The following is a 2637-nucleotide window of genomic DNA, read 5'->3' as shown; positions in this document are numbered from 1 at the left end:
AATTTTGCCTGATAGGGTTACGCAGGATCTCACAATGCCTACACCCAATCTGCCTACTAAACCAGAAATTGTGGATTTACCACCTGAACCTGAAAACCCAAATAACAAGTTACCTACTCCTCAACAAAGCCCTCTTCCACCAGCTATAGTCGCTGGTACACCCAACGATAGACCTAAAGCAATTGAACTGAGCCCAAAGAAGCTAAGAAGCACACCACCACCAGCACCGCCGACTGACAACTTATTTGCTGGTGTAACCAATCGATCATCTGTCAGAGATCAGCCTTCGATTTTTGACCCAAAAAATCCTCCACCCACATTAACTGAAACTGCAAATATAGGAATTAAAGTTCAGGATACCCTTCTATTGAGAAAACTTAAGGAGCAAGAGAACAAACGAAGATCTGTGGAGCGACAGTACAATTCTTTGCTGTATGAGCAGTTACGTGGACAGATCAATGCAGGTCCACAGTTTGATAAAAAACTCTCAGTTGCCATTGAGATCCAAATTAAATTGGATGGAAGTGTGAGTGACTACCGAATCAAGGAAAGTAGTGGATCTAAACAATTCAATTTGGTTGTAATGACGGGGATGAAGGCTATCAAATTTCCGAAACTCCCCCAAGAATTAGGTGAAAGCCCACCTTACATCGTGACTATCAGAATTCAACCCTGAAGAAGGAAAGAGATGAAACATTGGATGTTTTCGATCCTAATCTTTTTGGGATCACTCTCACCGACACTTGCGCAGACCTATTCCAGTGAGGAAGTCGTCGTCAGTGGTATAGACTTTTCCAGATTTTCTGCGGAGCTTAAAATAGATCCAACCCTCGATACAACTCTTGCGAAAAGATGGGCCAGAAATATTGAAAGGAATTTTTGCTGGAGCGGTGTATTTACACTAGTAAATTCAACCTATGATTATTGCCAGGCCAAACGTGAAGCTGAGATGCAAATCCAGCTTAATCAGCGTGAAAACGGGCTAGAATTCGCTGTGGCAGATCTGCAGGGGAATGTTTTGTTGGGTGAGATCCTACAAATCAAGGAAGACGAAATTAGTGAGGATGATATCATTCGTGGTGTCAACCAGATTACCGAAAGATTGACTGGAGTGGAGGGAATCCTCGGGACTTCCATCGCTTTTACTCTTAAGCAACCCGGTCGAAAAAAAATTATTGCACTGACGAACACTCATGGGATGGGGTTGAGGAGTTTGACCAACAGCAAGGATATAAGTCTTTTACCCAGATGGTCTCCAGACAGTACAAAGCTGCTTTACACAACCGTTGGTAATAGAGGTACAACCATCTGGATGCACAATGTGCTCAACAATAAAGCGGACGAACTTAGAAGGGGTGATAATGGTGTAACGAGTGGCGGTACTTGGTATAGTAACGGTAACCGAGTGGTTGCAACCATCAGTGTGAATGCCAATGTAGATCTTTATGACATTGACATTGAATCAGGAAAAACCCAACGTCTCACCCGACACAGCAGCATTGATACAGCGCCTACGCTTTCACCGGATAACCGAAACCTTGTTTTTGTGTCAGATCGAACTGGTAGAGAACAGATTTACATGAGAGATAGGGATTCTGGATCGATTTACCGCCTAACTTTTGATGGCTTCAGCAATAGCGACCCAGTCTGGTCTCCTGATGGAACGCGCATAGTGTTCTCTCGAAGTGTAAATGGTAGAAATCAAATATTTCTGATGGATCCTTTTGGTGATGATTACCAACAGTTAACCTATGGAGGATACGACTCAGAAAAGCCAACGTGGTCTCCTGATGGCCGTCAAATAGTCTTTGCAGCAGAACGAACTGGAATCTTTAAATTATATGTGATGTTTGTTGACGGAACAGGGGTGAGGCGGCTTACAACTACTCCTAGGGGATTTGAAGAAACAGGGGCCTCTTGGAGTAGACGGGTCTTGGAGGGAGGATCTTGAAAAAATTAGAGAATTGGTTTGAGCCTGCGGACGAAGAACATATTCAAAAAGAAAGAAGAAAAGCACAGGAAATTCGCAAATCACAGTGGTGGAAAAATCGTCGTGCATCCAACCAATGCTACTATTGTGAGCAATCCCTTCCAGCAAAGGAGTTGACAATGGATCACCTGATTCCACTCACTCGTGGAGGATTTACAACTAAGTCAAATCTCGTTCCCAGTTGCAAAAGCTGCAATACCCAGAAAAGCTATTTACTTCCACTTGAATGGGAGGAATACCTGCAGCAATTAAAAAAATAAAGGAACTGGATGAAATGTTTGAACTGTTCCCGGAACAACCCTGATGAAGCGATCTATTGCCAAAATTGTGGGACTTACATAACCGAACGCTCCTCCTCAGATCTGCTAGATCTTCTAAGATCTCTGGTGCTTGCACTAATTTTTACCTCTGTTTTCCATCTTATTTTTCCTCTTCCTCAAATTAAAAGTCACTATATTCATGACCTTCTGGATGGCCGTATATCAGAAATAATATTCGGCCTGAGTTGTTGGGCCTTATTGCTTGTTTTCTTCAAATGGAGACATCATCGACTCCAACTCAAAACTTACCTGGCATTTCGCCAGAAAGAATTAACTGATTCCCTATCTGAGGGGATATTTGTCAAGGATGTTGAAAAAAGAATTGAG

The 2637-nt window shown here is 42.7% G+C and carries 4 protein-coding genes; all 4 read left to right on the top strand.

Annotated features, from left to right (window positions below; genetic code table 11):
• A partial coding sequence (locus tag P8O70_15140; protein ID MDG2198181.1) for a TonB C-terminal domain-containing protein occupies positions 1 to 676 on the top strand: 676 nt, incomplete at its 5' end.
• Between the two features lie 12 nt (positions 677 to 688).
• Positions 689 to 1951 carry a hypothetical protein gene (locus P8O70_15135; protein ID MDG2198180.1) on the top strand — a complete coding sequence of 421 codons (1263 nt, stop codon included), beginning with the start codon at positions 689 to 691 and terminating at the stop codon, positions 1949 to 1951.
• Positions 1948 to 2250, top strand: coding sequence for an HNH endonuclease (locus tag P8O70_15130; protein MDG2198179.1), 303 nt, complete (start codon positions 1948 to 1950; stop codon positions 2248 to 2250). The genes P8O70_15135 and P8O70_15130 overlap by 4 nt, the downstream gene beginning before the upstream one ends.
• A gap of 9 nt (positions 2251 to 2259) precedes the next feature.
• Positions 2260 to 2637, top strand: a 378-nt coding sequence (locus P8O70_15125; protein MDG2198178.1) for a zinc ribbon domain-containing protein, incomplete at its 3' end; no start/stop codon positions are given.

This window comes from SAR324 cluster bacterium (assembly GCA_029245725.1).
Taxonomy (GTDB): Bacteria; SAR324; SAR324; order SAR324; family NAC60-12; genus JCVI-SCAAA005.
The sequence above is the reverse complement of the archived record's forward strand: the minus strand, read 5'-3'. Positions and strand labels throughout refer to the sequence as shown.

Excerpts from the sequence above, each read along its gene's own strand:
- P8O70_15135 (MDG2198180.1), top strand. The coding sequence starts at position 689 with ATGAAACATTGGATGTTTTCGATCCTAATCTTTTTGGGATCACTCTCA.